Genomic DNA, 17,314 nt, shown 5'->3' on the forward strand with positions numbered 1-17,314 from the left:
CCGGCCGCCCTGCCGAGGGTCCGACCTCTGCGTTGTCAGGAGCAACGAACGCGGGCGGGGTTGGGTACGGGCGTGTCATCCTGGCGGCCGCGCATCTCTGCTCGTGGGCGGCGCCGTTCGCATTCCGTAAGGACGTCACAGCCCCTCACCACACGCCCGGCGCGCTTCGATGGACGGGTGGATTCCAAGCCCCCCGGCGCCCGGCGCCGCCTCGCCCGCCGCCTCGACCGCTCGCTCCCTCCCCCGCCCGGCTTCCTGCGGCGCGGCCCCTTCCGCGACGGCGCGTTCACCTCCGCGCTGCACGAGCCGCGCACCGCCGTCGTACTCGGCCGGTGGCTCGGCGCAGCCCTGCTGGTCTGCTTCCTGACCGGCCTGACCAGCCACTTCCTCCAGGACCCGCCGCACTGGCTGGCGCCGCACCTGCCCTCCCGTCCCGTGGACGGGTACCGGATCACCCAGGGGCTGCACGTGATCAGCGGCATCGCCGCGATCCCGCTGACCGGCGCGAAGCTGTGGACGGTCTACCCCCGGCTGTTCGACTGGCCGCCGGCCCGCAGCGTGCTGCACGCCCTGGAGCGGCTGGGCATCGCCGTCCTGGTGGCGGCCGTGCTGCTGGAGCTGTGCACCGGACTGCTGAACACGCTCCAGTGGTACCCCTGGCCGTTCCCGTTCCGCCAGACCCACTTCTGGCTGGCCTGGCTCGCGGTCGGCGGCCTGCTGATCCACCTGGCTGTCAAGGCGCCGCTCATCGCCCGGCACTGGCGCGGTCGGCAGGCTCCGGCGCCGGCCGGGCGCCGGGGGTTCCTGACCGCGGTGGGAGCGGCCGTCGGCGCGGTGACGCTGACCACCGCCGGGCAGACCGTGCCCTGGCTGCGGGCGGTGGACCTGCTGGCCCCGCGCCGACCGGGCCCGGGGGCGGGCGGCCTGCCGGTCAACCGTACGGCCGCCCAGGCCGGGACGGTCACCGTGCCCGCCGACTGGCGGCTGGTGGTCGACGGCCCCCGGCCGTTCCGGATCGGACTCGCCGAGCTGCGCCAACTCCCGCAGCACGAGGCGGTGTTGCCCATCGCCTGCGTGGAGGGCTGGAGCGTGAGCGCCCGGTGGGGCGGGGTCCGGGTGGCGGACCTGCTGGCCCGGGCCGGGGCGCCGCCGGGCTCGGCCGTACGGATCACCTCGCTGGAGGCCGAGGGGCCGTACCGGGTGTCCGAGCTGCCCGCCCCGTACGCCGCCGACCCGCTCACCCTGCTGGCGCTGCGGGTCGACGGCGAGGAGCTCAGCGCGGACCACGGCTTCCCCGCGCGGATCATCGCGCCGAACCGGCCCGGCGTGCTGCAGACCAAGTGGGTGGCCCGGATCGAGGTGCTGGGATGACCGCGCCCGCGACCTGGCTGCGCGGGGCGGCCCTGGCGGCCGGGCTGACGCTGACCGGTTTCGGCCTGTACGGGCTGCTCGACGACGCCTACGTCACCGAGCCCGCGGGGGTGCTGTGGTGGGCCGTCGGGGCCCTGGTCCTCCATGACGGCCTGTGGCTGCCGCTGGTCTGCCTGGCGGGCGCCGCCCTGGGGGCCGCCACGGGCATCGCACGCCGCGCGCCGCGCCCGACCCTCCGCGCGGCGGCCCCACCCCGGGGCCCGGTGCTGCGCGGCTGGCTGGTGGTGGCCGCCGCGCTGACCGCCGTCGGCCTGCCCGCCGTCCTGCGGGCGGGCCGGGACTCCGGCAACCCGACGGTGCTGCCGCTGCCGTACCTGCGCAACTGGCTGCTCCTGCTGGCCGCCACCGCGGTGTGCGCGGCGCTGGTCGCGCTCGCCCGACGGCGGCGACGGCACCGGCGCCGTCCGGCGGCTGAACTGCCCCCTCCGGACGGCGACATGGACGAAGGACACCTTGTGTCCTAGAGTGAACGAGGTGTCACCCCGGTTGCGGCGCACCCCCAGGCACGCCACCCCCAGGCACGCCACCCCTAGGCACGCCACCCGTAGCGACGCGGGCCGCACCCGACCGTACGCGACACCCCCGCCTCACGTCACCGAGGAGAGCCACGGCCATGACCGACACCTTCGAGGCCGGCAAGTCCGAGCTGGTCGAACTCGCCCACCGCCGGATGCAGACCGCGATACCCGACAACGACTGGACGGTGCGCCAGAAGCTCGCGCTCACCTGCCGCATCCTGTTCGACGCCGGGCACGACTCCGGCCTCGCCGGGCAGATCACCGCCCGCGCCGAACGCCCCGGCACCTACTACACCCAGCAACTGGGCCTCGGCTTCGACGAGATCACCGAGGACAACCTGCTGCTCGTCGACGAGGACCTCACCGTCCTGGAGGGCGACGGCATGGCCAACCCGGCCAACCGCTTCCACAGTTGGGTCTATTGCGCCCGCCCCGACGTCAACTGCATCATCCACACCCACCCGCTGCACGTCTCCGCACTGTCCATGCTGGAGACCCCGCTCGTGGTCTCGCACATGGACATGTGCCCGCTGTACGACGACTGCGCGTTCCTGGAGACCTGGCCCGGCATCCCGGTCGGCAACGAGGAGGGCGAGATCATCTCCGCCGCCCTCGGCGACAAGCGCGCCCTGCTGCTCGCCCACCACGGCCAGCTGGTCGCCACCGGCACGGTCGAGGAGGCCTGCACCCTCGCCCTGCTCTTCGAGCGGGCCGCCAGGCTCCAGCTGCTGGCGAGCGCGGCCGGGAAGATCCAGGAGATCCCCGGCCTGCTCGCCCAGGAGGCCCACGACTGGATCTCCACCCCCAAGCGCGGCCAGGCGACCTTCGCCTACTACGCCCGCCGCGCCCTGCGCGCCGGCCACGGCGACGCGCTCAGCCCCCGGAAGGAGTCCTGACATGGCGACCACCCTGGAAGGGATCATCGCGTACCCGGTGACCCCGTTCTCCCGCACCGACGGCAGCCCCGACCTCGACGGGCTCACCGCGCTGATCGACCGCCTGGTCGCCTCCGGCTGCCACGCCGTCGCCCCGCTCGGTTCCACCGGCGAGAGCGCCTACCTCGACGACCCGGAGTGGTACGCCGTCGCCGAGGCCGCCGTCTCCGCCGTCGCGGGCCGCGTCCCCACCGTCGTCGGCATCGCCGACCTCACCACCCGCAGCGCCGTGCGCCGCGCCCGCTTCGCCGAACAGGCCGGCGCGGACGTGGTGATGCTCCTGCCGCTCTCCTACTGGACACTCGACGAAGAGGCCATCACCCGGCACTACACCGCCGTCGCCGACGCCGTCGGCATCCCGATCATGATCTACAACAACCCGAGGACCGCCGGAGTCGACCTCCCGCCGGAACTCATCCACCGGCTGGTCCGGGACGTCGACAACATCACCATGGTCAAGGAGAGCAGCGGCGACCTCCAGCGGATGCACCGCCTCACCCAACTCTCCGACGGCGCACTGCCGTTCTACAACGGCTCCAACCCGCTCGCGCTAGCGGCCTTCGCGGCCGGCGCCAGCGGCTGGTGCACAGCAGCGCCCTGCCTGATCCCCGAACTCCCGCTGGAGCTGTACCGGGCGGTGCGCACCGGGGACTTGGACGCGGCCCGCGAGGTGTACTACCGCCAGCTGCCCGTCCTGCAGTTCCTGACGCGCGGCGGGCTGCCGACCACGGTCAAGGCCGGCCTCTCCCTGCTCGGCCTGGACGTCGGCGACCCCCGACCGCCGCTGCTGCCGCTGCCGGAGGAGCGCCGGGCGGAGCTGGCCCGGCTGCTGGCGGACGCCGCCGGCTGAACCCCCGCCCGGGGAGGCGGGGTCAGGGCAGACTGGGGACCCGGTCCGCGGTGCCGTCCTGCTCGTCGTGGATGACCACGAGGACGTGGGCCGGCTCCGGACCGGTGCTCCGGCAGCGGTGCGGCACCGCCGAGTTGAAGTACACGCTGTCGCCCGTGCCCAGCTCCACCGTCCGCTCGGGGAACTCCAGCTCCACCGTGCCCGCGTGGACGAAGAAGAACTCCTCCCCCGGGTGCGACTTGAACGGGGAGCCGGTGGCGTCGGTCGGCGGGTACATCACGAACGGCACCATCCGCTTGCCGCTGAGGCCGGTCGCGATGCCCTCGTAGTGCGGGGCACCGGGGCCGGCCCCGCCCGCGATCGGGGTCCGCTCCCCGGCGCGGACCACCGTCACCAGCTCCGGCTCGACCTCGTCCGAGAACAGCCGGCCGACGTCGACCCCGAGGGCGCGGGCCAGCTTGAGGGCGGTGGAGATCGACGGGTCGCTGAGGCCGCGCTCGACCTTGGAGAGGTAGCTCTTGGTGACCCCGACCTGCTCGGCCAGCGCCTCCAGGCTCAGCCGGTTCTGCTGCCTCAGCACCCGCAACCTGCTGCTCATGTGCCACCCCTCACCTGCGGAACCGTCCGGCCCATCATCCCACCACGGGCCCCGGCGGCCGGCCCCCGAGGGGGACGGCCGCCGGGCCTTCGGGCCGCCCTCCCGGTGTTACGAGAGGACGCTCCAACCCTGGCCCGCCGCAGCGCCGTTCGGCGCCGCGGTGGTCACCGTCGTGCCCGCCGTCCCGCCGCCCGCGTCGAGCGCCAGACCGGTGGCGACGTTGGTGACGGTGAGCACGCCGGTCGCGGTGTTCCGGACGACCCGCCACTCCTGCCACGGATTGCCCGGCGAGTAGTTCAGCAGGTAGGCGCTGCTCCCCGGCGAGGTGCCCGCCGCCAGGACGGTGTGGACGTGGGTGGCGGTGTCGCAGTTGTCGCTGATCCGCACGGTGCCGTCCGGGTTGCCGGTGAAGGTCCACTGCTCCGAGGTGTGGGTGGGCCACCAGGTGTTGACGTCGGCGGCCGAGCCCACTGGCGCGCTGCACGTGCCGGCGACCTCCAGCACCGGGCCGCCGGCGCCGCCCGTGCCCAGCGCGTGGTACCTGCCGTCGTCGACGACCGTCGCCGGGCCGGTCGCGGCCTGCGGGGTGAGCCGGTACATCGCGACGCCGTGCGCGGGCACCCAGGTGCCGCCGACCGTACCGCCCGCGGCGCCTGGGGTCACGGTGCCGGTCGCGCCGGTCCACAGCTCCTTGTAGGTGAACCCGCCGGTCAGCCCCAGCGCGGCGAGGTCCGTGCCGATCGTGTGCGCGGCGGCCGGGTCCTGGTTGACCAGCAGGACGGCGGTGCTCCCGTCGGCCAGTTGCCGCTTGAGCACCACCGGCGCCGTGCCGCTCGTCGGCGCGGAGCCGACCAGGGTGGCGGGCTTGGCCAGCGCGTCCTGGTCGACGGCGACCACGTCCCGGTTCTCCAGGACCGCCAGGCTCGACGCGCCGATCCCCGTGGACCAGGTGTGGCCGCCGTCGGTGTGCTGGGACTGGGCGGCGGTCCGCAGGTCGGCCCCGGAGATCAGCGGGGCGGCGAGCATCGCCAGCACGGAGGTCTCGGTGCGTGACTCGTCGTCGGTGAACGGCTTGTGGCAGGTGCAGGTGTCGGTGGTGCCGTAGAGGCCGTAGACGTCGTTCCAGCCGGTGTACATCATGTCGAGGTCGTTCCAGCTGCCCGGGCGCACGTTCCCGGGGTAGCGCAGGGCCGTCTGCAACTGCCCGTTCCACAGCACGCCGTCGAGCTCGCTGTCCCGGTCCCCGCCGATCCGGCAGAGGTTGGCCACCTGGCCGCACCAGACGCCGGTCGGGGCGTAGCCGGGCGCGCTGAACGGCGCCGTGCCCGCGGCCCGGACGACCGGGTCGGTGCGGGCCGGGTCCGCCGGGTCGAGGAGGTAGGGCACTCCGGTGTGGACGGGCTGGGCGGAGACGCTGAGGGTGACCTTCGGGCGGCCCTGGGCGGCGGAGGCGGCGTCGAGGGCCCGTTGGAAGGTCTGGACGCGGGCGTAGACGGAGCGGGTGAGCTCCTTGCCCTCGCCCTGGGTCGAGTAGTCGTGGCCGTCCGGGCCGGTGATCTGCGGCCCGTACGGGCAGTCGTCGTACTTGACGTAGTCGACTCCCCAGGAGACAAAGTCGCCCGCGTCGGTGGCCTCGTGGCCGAGGCTGCCGGGGTGCATCTGGCAGGTCTCGTAGGTGTCCGTGGCGTAGAGCCCGAACTTCATGCCCTTGCTGTGGGCGTACCGGGCCAGGTACTGGATGCCGTTGACGGTCCGGCCGTCGACGGTCTGCGAGGGGAAGTGGTCGGGGCGCGGGACCAGGTGGCCGGAGGTGGGGTCGTTGCCGCTGCCGTCCGTCCCGGCGACCGGGTTCCCGGCCGCGTCGTACAGCTGCATCGAGCCGTACGGCGTCCGGACGAAGTCGGCGCTCTGGCCGTCGCGGTGCCAGAGCGACCAGCCGTCGTCGATCGTGACGGTGTTGTAGCCGGCCGCCACCAGGCCGTTGGCGGCCATGAAGTCGATGGTCTGGACGACCTGTTCCTCGGTGACCTCGGTGCCGAGGGAGTTCCAGGAGTTCCAGCCCATCGGCGGGGTGAGGGCGTTGCCGTTGCCGAGCGCGGCGGCCGGGGCGGCGGAGCCGAGGGTGACGGCTCCGAGGCCGGTCACGGCCAGGGCCGAGGCGAGCAGGGGTGCCGCGAGGCGGCGGGGGAGAAGGCGCACGTGCGCTCCTGTGGGGGGTGGTGGGGGTGCGTGGGGGTGACTCTCGGTCAGGGGTGACTCTCGGGGGTGACTCTCGGGGCTGACTCTCGGTCGGATTCGGGGGACTGCCGGCCGCCCGTGCGCTTTCCGTTGACGGCATCCGACGCGGCATGTGAAATAACACATGTCACCGATCACATGGGTCAAGGCTTTTGCCGCGATTTTGAACGTTCAAATGCTCAGGCCCCGCCAAGGAGCCCGCATGCCCTCCGCGTCCCGCACCCGCGCCACCGCCACCGCCCTGCCACGGCCGGGGGCGGGCCGTTCCCCGAACGACCCGCCCCTGCGTACCTGTGTGCCTGTGTGCCTACGTGTCTGTGTGCCTACGCCGCCTTCGCCGTGGCCCGGACGCCGAAGTGCACGTACCGGCTCCCGTCGGCCAGGGCGTAGAACACCACCGGTATCCACGCGTCCTTCTCGTTCCGCCGCCCCGCGAAGACGGTCTTCGCCGGGGTGTCCGACACCGCCGTCAGCTGCCACACCAGCGGGTCGAAGGTCCCCGCGAGGCCGTCCGCCCCCTCGTACGTGAGGGTCAGCGCACCCTCGCCGCCGCTCTCACCGCCGCCCTCGGCGATCGTCATCAGGAAGCCCTCCCGGCGGTAGCTGCCGACGAACGCCCCGAGCTCGACCACCGGCGGCCGGGCCGGCGGCTCGAAGCCGGGCATCGTCACGCCCGCGAACTCCGCCGACAGTTCCCGGCACAGCGCCTCGAACACCTTGGGCGCCGCTCCCCCGCCGTTCGTCAGCAGCACCACCGCGACGCCCTTCTCCGGCATCGCCCGCAGGTAGGCCAACTGCCCGAAGGTGCTTCCGTCGTGGCCGAAGCCCCGGACGCCGTCCCACTCGAACAGGCCCCAGCCGAGCCCCCAGTGCGCACCGAGGAACCACTGGTCGGGCATCTCGACCTCGCGGTTGAGCATCGCCCCGACCACGGCCTCCGGCAGCACCCGCGTCCCGTCCGGCGCGACCCCGCCGTCCACGAACAGCCGCGCGAACCGGGCGACATCGGCCGCCGTCGCGCAGATCCCGCCGTACGGGCCGGCCGACGGCGGCATCATGTTCCACAGCGGCGTGGGCACCGGCTCCTCGCCCGGGTCGCCCATGTGCCCCATCGCGGCGCGGAAGCGCAGCACCTCCTCCGGCAGGGTCATGGTGTGCTCCAGCCCGAGCGGGCCGGTGATCAGTTCCTTCAACGCCTCGTCCCAGGTGCCGCCGGTCACGACCTCGACGATCCGGCCGAGGACGTTGTACGCGGTGCTGGAGTACGACACCGTCGCGCCGGGCGGGTTGGTCAGTCCGACCGTCCGGGCGCCCTCGAGGTAGCGGGCCAGGCAGTCGTCCCCGCGGCCGGTGTCGCTGACGAAGTCGCCCTCGATGCCGCTGGTGTGGTTGAGGAGTTGACGCGGAGTGATGGTGCGGGTGGCCTCGGCGTCGGCGACCGCGAACTCGGGCAGGACGTCCACGACCGGCGCGTCGAGGTCGAGCTTCCCGGCGTCCGCGAGCAGCACCACCATCGCCGCCGTGTAGCCCTTGCTGACGGAGCCGATCTGGAACACGGAGTCCGTGGTCACGGCCACGCCGGTCTCCGAGTGCAGGATGCCGGAGGCCAGTTCGTGGATCTCACCACCGGCGAGCACAGCCAGGGTGGCGCCGTGGATGCGGTGGGCGGCGAGCAGTCCGTCGAGCCGGGCCTGCCAGTGGGCGGTGTCGAAGACCGGCGTCTTCTCGGGCACTTCGCGGCTCAGCTCTTCCGACATTTGCTCTCCCTCGCGGGTCAGGACGGTGCATGGATGTCTCATGGACGGTTCACGGCGGCAGCGGCGGACTCGGCAGGCCGGCGGTCCAGCGGTCCGGCGGTCCGGCGCAACCGACCCTCAACTCGCCGATGGCAGGCGGATGCCGGGCTTCGCCGCGGCGCGATCCGCTGTCGCCGATCATGACACTAGCGCGCTCCCGACCTTTTTCAAACATCGTTTGAAACCGTCCGGCCGCCACCGCCCCCCGCGCCGCACGCTGTCGGACCCCTCGCCTAGGCTGACGACCAGGCAAGGAATCAAGGAGCAGAGCTGTGCGGATCGAGCGTCACCAGGTGGACGGAGCGGCGGTTTCGGCGGCCCGCGAGGGCTTCACCGACCGGATCGGACGGATGGTCCACTCGTACTCGCGCGCCGACCTGATGACCGCCACCGAATGGCGGCTGATCGCCGACGAGTTCCTCGACTACCTCGGCGCGCTCTCCGCCGACTCCCCCGCCCTCGACACCCCGGAGGCCAGGGCCGTCCTCAAGGACGCCACCGAGGCCGCCGCCGGCGCCATCGCCTTCGCCGCGTACTACGGGTACGACCGCTTCCAGGTGTTCCTCGACTACCCGAACTTCGGGATGGGTTACGACCCCGAGGACGCGGACGGGAGCGTCCGGCGCCGCCCCGTCCTCCCCCGGCACTGGCTCGACGCGCTCTGCCTAGCGATCCTCTCCGACCGGTTCACCCGGCACGGCGAGGCCTTCGCCTTCACCTGGCAGGCCATGCCCGCCGGCGGCGGCTACTCCGCCGCCCAGCTCGTCAACGGCTTCATGGCCCACCTCCTGGGCCGCACCCGCGACGAGGACGCCACCGGCGCCGATTCGACGGACGACGAGTCCGCCGCGACCGCCGCGACCGCCGCGACCGCCGAGCAGCGACTCGCCGCCATCGACGCCGCACTGGCCCGGATCGAGGACCGGGACAGCGACGCCACCCAGGCCCTCCACACCCTGCGCGCCCTCGCGGCGCAGGACCGCGCGGCCTTCGACGCCGGACTGCTCGCCCTGCTCGACCACGCCGACGGCACCCGCCCGCGCAGCCTCCTCCCGCTGCTCCCGCTCGCCCTCGCCGCGCTCGCCCACCGGGCCCACGGCTGGCTCCCCGCCGTCGACACCGACTACCTCCCGCACGCCCTGGTCACCGGCTTCGCCGGCCCCGGCCCCCGGGTCGCGGGGCTCGGCCGCGACCGGCGCGCCGACGCCGTCGCCCAGCTCGCCGCCGGTCCGGTCCGCATCGACCGACCGAGCCCGGCCCTCCCTTTCCACCCCGACAGCGAGGCGCTGTACGAACTGCGGACCCAGGAGGCGATCAACCCCGGGCCCGAGGACCGCCACACCGTCTCCCGGCTCGCCCGCGCCCTGAGCAAGCAGGTGCACCTCTTCCAGGCCCGCGCCTCGCAGTCCGCCGACGTCACCGACACCCAGCTCGCCGGCCTGCGCCTGGCCTCCCAACTGGGCGCCGCGCTCTTCCGCATCGCCCTCGCCGAGCCCGGCACCGAGGCCGAGGTGACCATCGACGGCCGGACGGTCCGCTACCCCGCCACCCGGGGCGAGGACTCCGGCCCCGGCCACTGGCACCTCGCCCTCGACCTCGCCCTGATCACCGGCGTCCGCGAGGACCTCGCCCCGGTCGTCCTGGCCGGCCCCACCCACTCCACCACCGACCGCTCCGCGTACGCCGCCTACCGCGTCGCCCTGCACGACTACTTCCGGGGCGTCGACCCGCTCCCGGCCACCGAACGGGCCCTGCGCGAGGTCGAGCGGACGAAGGAGTGGGGCTTCCCCGCCCCGCCGGTGGTCCTGTTCTCCCAGCTCGTGGAGGGCGACGAGACGAGCTTCTCGCTGGCGCTGATCGACGCCCTCGAAGCCCACCGCGACCACCACTCGGTCGCCGACCGCGCCACCGACCCCGAGGCAGCGATCAGCCTCGACGTCCTCGCCCTCGCCTGCCATGCCCGGCGCCGGGGCTGGACCGTCCACGTCGAGTCCCCGTACCTCCCGGCCCGCCTGCTCGCCTGAGGGCTCCCGCCCACCCCCGTGGGACGGGAGCCCTCAGTACGGCCACCGGGCCGCCGTACCCCGCGCTACGGCCCTAGCTCCAACCCGTGTCACGGGTACGGCGGTGCCACCGGGAGTCCCCTCCGGCCTCCCCCGGTGAAGCGGTGGCGCACCCGCGTCCGACCCGGCTGTCGACCGTGCTGAACATCCCCCGACCCCCCTGTTGGTTCGGCGGGCAACCCCGCTGCGGTGACGATCATAATCGCCGAACAGCGAAAACCGCACCTCCCTCATGGCACTGACTGGCGAACAGAGTCGCCGACCGACGGTCGGTGCGTCAACTGACCGGTCGGCCGGAGAGGTTGGAGCGCTCGGTGGCTTCGGTGACTACGCGGTCCCGTCCGCGCCGAGCCGGCGGTAGGCGGCGGCCACGGCGAGCATCCAGGCGATCTCCTCGCGCGGGGTGCGGCCACCGGTGGTCGCGGCGAGGGCCGCCGGCGGGGTCGGGGCGGGCAGATCGCGGGCCCGGTGGCGGACGGCGGCGCGCAGCCAGCGGGCCTCGACCCGGGCGAGGTCCTCGCAGGCGGCGGGTGTCGGGACGCACTCGGCGGCCCGGGTGTCCCCGCAGGCCGGAGCGCACTCGGTCCCCTGGGTGTCCTCGCGCAGCACCAGGGCGGCGTCCCGGATGGCGAAGGCCCGGTGGGCGAGTTCGACCGAGCGGTCCCGGACGGTCAGCACGTCCCGCAGCCGGCTGCTGGGGGTGCCCAGCACCACCTGGGGGACGGCGGCCACCACGTCCGCCCAGAGCGGGTGCAGCCGCCACAGCGCGTACTGGTCGCGCAGGTAGCCGACCACCGTCCGGGCGGGCGGGATGGTGACGCCGAGGACCAGCAGCACGAGCATCAGCGCGGGCAGCAGCTCGCTGGCCGTGTCCTGGAGCGGGATCGGCTTCCCGGCGGCGTCGAACCGGGTCGAGTCGCCCTTGGTGAGGGTGAACCAGTACCGGTAGAGCGTGTACAGCAGGCCGGTCGCACCGGCGGCCGCCAGGCAGTTGACCCCCACCCGCAGCGCCCCGCGCGGAACGGCGGCCCGGTTGGACCAGAACAGCACCATCGCCCGCGCGCTGGCCAGCGCGAAGGCGGTGTTGAAGACGCACAGGTAGGCCTTCACCCACGGGTCCCCGAAGTGGGCGTCGATGCCGAAGCCGCCGTCGGCGTCGTGCGGGAGGGCGAGGACGAACAGCAGGCTCAGCGCGACGCCCACGACCACCGCGAGCAGCAGCCGTACGCGGGCGGCCCGGGGCCGTTCCGGGCGGCGCCGCACCTCCTGGACGTACTCCAGCAGGAAGTACGCCGCGGCGACGCCGGCCAGGTGCTTGAGCAGCTGGGTGACGTCCCGGATGCCGGTGAGGTCGCCCAGGCCCCGCTCGACGAAGGCCGGACGGCAGCTGAGCCCGAGGGCGATCGCCGTGAAGGCCGCCCACAGTGCCCGGTTCGCCCGGGTGGTGAAGGCCGTGGGGGCCCGCCAGAGCACGACGCCCCAGATCAGCGAGGGCATCAGCCAGGTGAACAGCGGGCGCATCAGGACTTCCTCCACCGGGGTTGGCGTATCGGGTGCATCAGGCTCTCGGCCAGCCGGTCGGAGACCGGGCTCGGGTCGGTGGTGGAGCCGACCAGGTCGGCGAGCAGCAGGGCGATCATCTCCGCCTCCTGCTCCTCGGCGGTGTGGTAGCTGGTGCGGCCCGCGCCCATCAGCTGGGCGATCAGCTCGGGCGTCAGGTCGGGCAGCAGCGCGCTGAGCCGGGAGAGTTCGAGGGTGCCGGTGTGGCCGCACAGGACGTGGCCGAGCTCGTGCAGCTTGATCAGGTCCTGGTGGGCCGGGCTGGTGCGTTCCTCGTAGTAGACGACGTCGATGCTCGGCAGCGCGATCCACAGCCCGCAGGGCAGGTCGGGGCCGAGGGCGGGCAGCGGCTCCATGACGATGCGCCGGCCCCGCTCGCGCTCCAGGGCGGCGCGGAAGCCCTCGACGGTGAACGGGGCGGGCAGGCTCAGGCCGGAGAGCCGCTGCTCGCAGCGTCGGCGCAGGCCGCGGGGGAAGGCCAAGGTGGGGGTGTTCCTTCGGAGCGGGGGCGGGAGCGGGTCGGGGGACGGGGGACGGTGGTGGGTGGCGCGGTGCTCCCGCTCATCCGGCGCCGGTCGGGCCCGCGTTCCGGCCGCTCGCACCCCGGCTGCTCGCGTCCTGACTGCCGGTGTCCTGGCCGCTCGCGTCCTGTTCGAGCTTGCGGAGGTTGTCGGCGAGCGAGAGCAGCACCCGCAGACTGCCGTCGGACAGCGCGGAGGCCCGCTTGACCAGGTTGACCACCCCGTCGTTGCCGAGCGCCTGCCGCAACTCGGCCATCCGCTCCAGCTGGTCGAGCTGCTCGTCGACCAAAGCGGCCTTGGCGTCGTCCAGGAAGTAGCTCGCGCCGGCGCCGATGCCGAAGCCCCGGCCCAGCCAGTCGAGGGTGTCCACCGTGGGGTTGCAGGCCTGGCCCTTCTGGTTCAGGCCGAGGTGGAGGTTGCGCACGGTGTCGCGGGAGATGACGTCCCGCCCCGCCAGGCGGTTGATCCGGTCGGCGAGTTCGCGGTAGGCGGGGGGCCGGCCGCCCGACCTGGTCGCCTCGCGGGCCATCAGCCGGTCCAGCCGACGGGCGATGGCCGAGGCCCGCTCCCCCGGCTGCTCCGGCTGCTCCGGCCCGCCCGTCCCGTCACCAACTGCTGACTTCGCCATCTGCGCCCCCTCCACGAACCTGTCACAATACCGTCGGTGTTCGACCGGTCGGTAGCGGAGAGCGGCCCGGCGGGCCTCCGGGCGCGGAGGCGGGGGCAGGGCGGGCTTCCGGGGTCCTCCGGAGTACGGGAGGGCGGGCGCCGCTCCGGCGGCCGCTCAGCGGCCCGGGTGGGGCGGGCAGCGCCGACCCTACCGTCCGGGCCCCGGCGCACGGCCGGGGCCCGGGGGCGGCGGGTCGGGGGCGGCGGGTCGGGTCAGCAGCCGAAGTCGATCAGCCGGAAGGTCGCGTAGTGGTCGGCGGTGTAGTAGTCCTCCCGCGAGCGCTGGCCGGTGACGATCCGGCGGGTGCCGCGGGTCGGCGCGCCCGGGGTCACCACGGTGTACTCGTGGTAGTAGCCGGAGCGCTGGGAGGGCAGCACGCCCTCCTTGTTGGTGAACACCACGCCGTCCTGGCGGTACGGGAACGGCCCGCCCTTGGCGATCAGGTTGAGGGTGGTCCGGGCCTGGGACGGCAGGGCGGACACGCACACCTTGCCGCTCACCGCGGCCTGCGCCTCGGTAGCGACGGCGACGGGCGCCAGGGTGGCCAGGGTGAGCACGGCGACGGCCGCGGCACGGGTCTTCCACGCGCGTAGAGTTCGGGTCATGCCCAACAGGATGGCGAGCCCCGGAGCTCCCCGGAAGCCCCGTTCGGAGTCTTCATCTCCGGTCAACTCGCCGTACCCGTCGATGACTTGAGCCGGCCGGTCAGCCGCCCCGGTAGTCCGTGGCGGCGATCACCGCGAGCCGGCGGCGCCCAGGGTCCAGCACGGCGAAGCCGAGGTCCAGGCCGTCGCAGATGAACCAGTCCCCGCACATGGTGAAGCCGTACCAGGCGCACTCCCCCGCCCGGCGCGCCACCTCGGCCACCGGGTCCTCCGGGCCCGCGCCCACCAGCGCCGCGAGGGAACGCCAGGCCTCCAGCCGTCCGTAGCCGCCGTACGACCACCCGCGTTCGTCCCCGGGGCCGGTGGAGGCGGCGGCGAAGAGCTGGCGCCAGACCTCGGCGGCGGTGGTCGGCACGACCGCCAGGTGCCCGGCGTGCGCCCCGCCGTGGGCCTCGTCCACACCGGGCACGCCGCCCAGTGGGCCGCGACAGCCCTCCCCGGACATGCAGTCCAGCGGCAGCCCGGCCAGCGTCCCCGGGAGCTCCTCGGGCGCGACCGGCCGCTCGGCCTCGAACACCGCCGCCTCCAGCTGCCCGTTGAACTGCCGTGCCCAGCGCTCCACGGCCACGGTCAGCCCGGGCTCGTCCGCCCCGATCTCCACCGCCACCCGGCCGGCCGCCGCGATCCGGCCGCCCTCCGGCAGCCGGTACGGCGCGCCGAAGGCCACCCCGCCGCGCGAGTAGTGCGCCATGAGCGGCTTGCCCTCGATCGGGTCGAGGGTCCAGGGCAGCCGGGCCAGCGGGTGCGCGGCCCAGTACGGCGAGGCCGCCGCCCAGGCCCGTGCCTCGGGCAGCTCCGCGACCGGGGCGCCACGCAGCACCAACTCCTGCAGCAGGCAGGCCCGCAGCTCCTCCGGCACCCGCGGATGGTCGGCCGGGGCCGCGAACACCCAGGCCAGGGCCTCGAGCGGCTGGTACTCGGCCAGCACGGCGGCGGCCCGGCGGAGCGGCCGACCGGGGCGCGTGCTGACGGCGGGCTTCAACTCGAACGCGCGCTCCACGTGCACCCGCCCGGGGGTGGTGACCACGTCCCAGAGGACGTGGTCGTAGAGGGAGTCGTGCTCGGCACCCGCCCAGCCCGAGCCGAAGCGGCGGTGCAGAGCCGCTCCGACCTCCGCGTGGAACGCCGTGTCGCCGCGCGCCAGGTGCGCCTCGAGCAGCAGGCACACCTCGCTGACCTCGTACGTCCCCGCCAGGCCGTCCACCAGTTGTTCGATCGTCTTCGCCACGGGGGCGAGCCTAGGATCTTCGCCACGGGGGCGAAGCCCAGGGTCTCCGCCACGAGAGCGGAGCCCAGGCCGTCGGCCCGACGGTCAGCCCCGGTTCAGCACCAGGGACTGCACCGTTGGGAGCTTGCGCCAGTCGCTGGACACGACGCTCGCGTGCGCCCGGGCCAGCTGCTCGGTGCGGGCGCGGGCCTGGTCGGCGGTCGGGTCGGTGGCGCTGATCGTCGGCGCCACGTTCTGGGCGTCGGTCATCACCAGCAGGTAGTGCGAGCGGTCGTACCAGGCGGTGTCGATGCCGTTCAGGTAGCCGGCGGCGTCGCCGTCGAAGACCACGAACCACGGGCGGATCCCGGCGTCCGCGCCGGTGTACTTGGCGCGCGGGTCGCCGCCCGCCGCGCCGTGCACGGCCGGGAACAGCTGGGCCCGGTCGATCCGGCCGGAGGCGGCCAGGTCGCGCAGGTGCCGCCCGTACTCGACGTCCGTGTGCAGGGTGTCGAAGGGGTTGTGCTCCTCGACCGTCCCCGGGATCGCGTAGAGCAGCACCCGACCGGCGAGGGCCGAGCGGCTCGGCCAGTTGCCCGCCCGGACGGCCTCGTCGACGGTGGCGTAGGAACCGCCGCCGGGCTTGGCCAGCACGTCGGCCGGGCGCAGCACCGCGTCGCCGAGGTGGGCGGCGATCAGCGCGTCCAGCTGGTCGGGGCCCATCCCGAGGTTGGCCGCGAAGCCGCCCTTGACCTCCAGCTTGATCACCAGCGGGCCGGCGCCCGGGTGGGCGCCGAGCCAGACCCGGACGTCGTCGAGGCAGTGCTCCAGGTTCTTGTTGGTGCCGCCGCCGTACAGCTGGGCCGGGGTGTCGGCGGCGGTGCAGTTGTTGGAGTTGCCGAGCGGGTTGGAGTGGCTGACCTTCCACTCCTGGGTGATGGTGTCGGTCCAGAGGTCGAGTTCGATCATGCCCGTGCCGGTGTCCAGGCTCTGGGCGAGGTACGGATAGGCGGCCGGGTCGTAGGTGTTGTGCAGGCCGACGGTGGTGGCCGAGCCGAACGGCAGGTCGCCGGTGCCGGTGTCGGCGGCGGCGGGGGCCGCGGTGGGCACCAGGGCCGCGGCGGTGGCGAGCAGGCCGGCGGCCAGCAGGCCTGCCAGGGTACGGCGTACGGTCATCGGAATCGTCCCCCCGGGGATGGTCACGACGGCCGCGGGTGCGCGCCGCCGGAGGCAGCATCGCCGGACCAGGCGTGCACCTCGTGAAGAAGGCACGACAATATCGTGGCGACTTCGCCACCTCCTCCCCGGGTTCCGGCCTCGGCGGCCGCCTCCCGGGGCACGCCGTGACCCGTCCGTGACGGTTCGTCCGATCTGTCGTACCCGCGCGCTAGCGTGACCGCGAGCGGACGGCTGCGAGCGGCCGCCCGAGAGCCACGAGCAGCGGAGGCGGCACGATGTCCCTGGTCCGGGTCCACAACTTCTCGATCTCCCTCGACGGGTACGGCACCGGTGAGGGCCAGACCCTGGAGGAGCCCTTCGGGCACGCCTCCCACCGGCTGCACGAGTGGTTCTTCGCCACCCGTACCTTCCGGCAGATGGCCGGCAAGGAGGGCGGCGACACCGGGGTGGACGACGCGATGGCCCGCACCTGGGGCGACGGCATCGGCGCCGAGATCATGGGCCGCAACAAGTTCGGCCCGCAGCGCGGCCCGTGGGAGGACGAGGACTGGCGGGGCTGGTGGGGGCCGAACCCGCCGTTCCACACCCCGGTCTTCGTGCTCACCCACCACCCGCGCCCGACCGTGGAGATGGAGGGCGGGACGGTCTTCCACTTCGTCGACGGCTCCCCCGGGGAGGCGCTGCGGAAGGCCCGGGAGGCGGCCGGCGGCCTGGACGTCCGGATCGGCGGCGGGCCGCGCACCGTCCGGGCGTTCCTGGAGGCCGACCTCGTCGACCACCTGCACGTGGTCGTGGTGCCGATCGTGCTGGGCCGGGGCGAGTCGCTCTGGGACGGGCTGGAGGGGCTGGAGGAGCGCTTCGACATCGAGGCGGTGAGCAGCCCGAGCGGGGTGACCCACCTCACCTTCACCCGCCGCGCCCGCGCCTGAGGGGCAGGCACCGGCCCCGTCGGCCCGGCCGACGGCCGACGGGGGGGGGGCCCCCCCCCCGGGGGGGGGGGGGGGGGGGCGGGGGGGCCCGCCGGGGGGGGGGGGGGGCGGGGGGGGGGGGGGGGGGTCCCCGGGGGGCCCGGGAGGCGGCGGG

General features: G+C 74.2%; 15 protein-coding genes. 6 read left to right on the forward strand and 9 right to left on the reverse strand.

Going from position 1 to position 17,314, the window contains the following annotated elements; genetic code table 11:
• Window positions 1-255 precede the first annotated feature (255 nt).
• The 4 genes from ACIQWA_RS29595 to ACIQWA_RS29610 all read left to right on the forward strand — a co-directional run bounded on the left by ACIQWA_RS29595 (window position 256) and on the right by ACIQWA_RS29610 (window position 3,734).
• Window positions 256-1,371, forward strand: coding sequence for a molybdopterin-dependent oxidoreductase (locus tag ACIQWA_RS29595; protein WP_402487837.1), 1,116 nt, complete (start codon window positions 256-258; stop codon window positions 1,369-1,371).
• Window positions 1,368-1,895 carry a hypothetical protein gene (locus ACIQWA_RS29600; protein ID WP_402487665.1) on the forward strand — a complete coding sequence of 176 codons (528 nt, stop codon included), beginning with the start codon at window positions 1,368-1,370 and terminating at the stop codon, window positions 1,893-1,895. The genes ACIQWA_RS29595 and ACIQWA_RS29600 overlap by 4 nt, the downstream gene beginning before the upstream one ends.
• A gap of 149 nt (window positions 1,896-2,044) precedes the next feature.
• A complete protein-coding gene (locus ACIQWA_RS29605) occupies window positions 2,045-2,845 on the forward strand; it encodes an aldolase (protein ID WP_402487667.1) in 801 nt (266 codons plus the stop codon).
• 1 nt (window position 2,846) lies between these two features.
• Window positions 2,847-3,734: a dihydrodipicolinate synthase family protein gene (locus tag ACIQWA_RS29610; RefSeq protein ID WP_402487669.1), complete on the forward strand. Its 888-nt coding sequence runs from the start codon at window positions 2,847-2,849 to the stop codon at window positions 3,732-3,734.
• A gap of 22 nt (window positions 3,735-3,756) precedes the next feature.
• Here ACIQWA_RS29610 and ACIQWA_RS29615 read toward each other — a convergent pair whose 3' ends face one another.
• The 3 genes from ACIQWA_RS29615 to ACIQWA_RS29625 all read right to left on the reverse strand — a co-directional run bounded on the left by ACIQWA_RS29615 (window position 3,757) and on the right by ACIQWA_RS29625 (window position 8,327).
• Window positions 3,757-4,332 (reverse strand): helix-turn-helix domain-containing protein, encoded by a 576-nt coding sequence (locus ACIQWA_RS29615; RefSeq protein WP_402487671.1) that lies wholly within the window; start codon window positions 4,330-4,332, stop codon window positions 3,757-3,759.
• A gap of 108 nt (window positions 4,333-4,440) precedes the next feature.
• Window positions 4,441-6,531: an alpha-galactosidase gene (locus tag ACIQWA_RS29620; RefSeq protein ID WP_402487673.1), complete on the reverse strand. Its 2,091-nt coding sequence runs from the start codon at window positions 6,529-6,531 to the stop codon at window positions 4,441-4,443.
• Between the two features lie 362 nt (window positions 6,532-6,893).
• On the reverse strand, window positions 6,894-8,327 hold the full coding sequence (locus ACIQWA_RS29625; protein WP_402487674.1) for a serine hydrolase domain-containing protein: 1,434 nt from the start codon (window positions 8,325-8,327) through the stop codon (window positions 6,894-6,896).
• 311 nt (window positions 8,328-8,638) lie between these two features.
• On the opposite strand from ACIQWA_RS29625, the gene ACIQWA_RS29630 reads away from it, so the two are divergent.
• Window positions 8,639-10,390 carry an Imm49 family immunity protein gene (locus tag ACIQWA_RS29630; RefSeq protein WP_402487676.1) on the forward strand — a complete coding sequence of 584 codons (1,752 nt, stop codon included), beginning with the start codon at window positions 8,639-8,641 and terminating at the stop codon, window positions 10,388-10,390.
• 366 nt (window positions 10,391-10,756) lie between these two features.
• Here the strand turns inward: ACIQWA_RS29630 and ACIQWA_RS29635 are convergent, their stop codons facing one another.
• The 6 genes from ACIQWA_RS29635 to ACIQWA_RS29660 all read right to left on the reverse strand — a co-directional run bounded on the left by ACIQWA_RS29635 (window position 10,757) and on the right by ACIQWA_RS29660 (window position 16,228).
• Window positions 10,757-11,950, reverse strand: a complete 1,194-nt coding sequence (locus ACIQWA_RS29635) for an MAB_1171c family putative transporter (RefSeq protein WP_402487677.1) — start codon at window positions 11,948-11,950, stop codon at window positions 10,757-10,759.
• Window positions 11,950-12,471, reverse strand: coding sequence for a hypothetical protein (locus ACIQWA_RS29640; protein WP_360244778.1), 522 nt, complete (start codon window positions 12,469-12,471; stop codon window positions 11,950-11,952). The genes ACIQWA_RS29635 and ACIQWA_RS29640 overlap by 1 nt, the downstream gene beginning before the upstream one ends.
• Before the next feature lie 79 nt (window positions 12,472-12,550).
• Window positions 12,551-13,138 carry a hypothetical protein gene (locus tag ACIQWA_RS29645; RefSeq protein ID WP_402487679.1) on the reverse strand — a complete coding sequence of 196 codons (588 nt, stop codon included), beginning with the start codon at window positions 13,136-13,138 and terminating at the stop codon, window positions 12,551-12,553.
• Between the two features lie 254 nt (window positions 13,139-13,392).
• Window positions 13,393-13,785 carry a ribonuclease domain-containing protein gene (locus ACIQWA_RS29650; RefSeq protein ID WP_402487681.1) on the reverse strand — a complete coding sequence of 131 codons (393 nt, stop codon included), beginning with the start codon at window positions 13,783-13,785 and terminating at the stop codon, window positions 13,393-13,395.
• 100 nt (window positions 13,786-13,885) lie between these two features.
• On the reverse strand, window positions 13,886-15,073 hold the full coding sequence (locus tag ACIQWA_RS29655; protein ID WP_402487683.1) for a DUF6183 family protein: 1,188 nt from the start codon (window positions 15,071-15,073) through the stop codon (window positions 13,886-13,888).
• 84 nt (window positions 15,074-15,157) lie between these two features.
• Window positions 15,158-16,228: a phosphatidylinositol-specific phospholipase C domain-containing protein gene (locus tag ACIQWA_RS29660; protein ID WP_402487685.1), complete on the reverse strand. Its 1,071-nt coding sequence runs from the start codon at window positions 16,226-16,228 to the stop codon at window positions 15,158-15,160.
• 278 nt (window positions 16,229-16,506) lie between these two features.
• Here ACIQWA_RS29660 and ACIQWA_RS29665 point away from each other — a divergent pair, with 278 nt between their 5' ends.
• Complete coding sequence (locus ACIQWA_RS29665) at window positions 16,507-17,160, forward strand: dihydrofolate reductase family protein (protein WP_402487687.1); 654 nt, start codon at window positions 16,507-16,509, stop codon at window positions 17,158-17,160.
• Window positions 17,161-17,314 lie beyond the last annotated feature (154 nt).

The organism is Kitasatospora sp. NPDC098652 (assembly GCF_044760155.1).
Lineage (GTDB): Bacteria > Actinomycetota > Actinomycetes > Streptomycetales > Streptomycetaceae > Kitasatospora.